1 protein-coding gene is annotated in these 554 nt (G+C 52.3%); it reads right to left on the reverse strand.

From position 1 onward, the window contains the following. Positions 1 to 124: 124 nt before the first annotated feature. The coding region (locus tag B2W52_RS04105) for a nucleotidyl transferase AbiEii/AbiGii toxin family protein (protein WP_286801468.1) at positions 125 to 554 on the reverse strand (430 nt) is incomplete at its 5' end.

The following is a 554-nucleotide window of genomic DNA, read 5'->3' on the forward strand; positions in this document are numbered from 1 at the left end:
GGTGGCAGCTTTGCCGTGGAATCAGTGGCAGCTTTCGCGTGGAATGGGTGGCAGGCTTCGTCTGGAATCAGTGGCAACCTTGGTCTGGAATACGCACATTGGTGTTATGCGGTTGGCTTCTGAGTCAATTTTGTACATTTGTTACTTCTGAGCCAAAAAGTCCGCCAATAAACGCTGACACAACTTCTTCGGTGAAATCGCCGCACGTGTTGCCCGAATCCCTAGTCAGGTTGGCAATCAGATCCTTACTGAGCAGGCGTCGCAGGACTTTCATCGTTGATTTGTTGGCAATCTGTGCCGTTTCCTTGCCGAGCAACTGAGCGCCCGCAAGTCTCGTATCCCAGCCGTAGGCTTCGAGGATGCTTTCATGCTGTTCGAAAAGCCGGTCCATCTGGCCAGGAATATTTTCATAGTTGGATGCCAGATAAGCGATATCGGCCGCGTCTTTGCGTCTTGTTTGCGCATCTCTTTCGGACCAGGCCACCAGTTTCAGAAGGGCCAATCCCTGAGGACTGGCAACAGGCAACTCCAGCTCTGACTCTGACTCTGACTCT

It is taken from the genome of Marinobacter sp. UBA2498 (genome assembly GCF_002341575.1).
Classification (GTDB): domain Bacteria; phylum Pseudomonadota; class Gammaproteobacteria; order Pseudomonadales; family Oleiphilaceae; genus Marinobacter; species Marinobacter manganoxydans.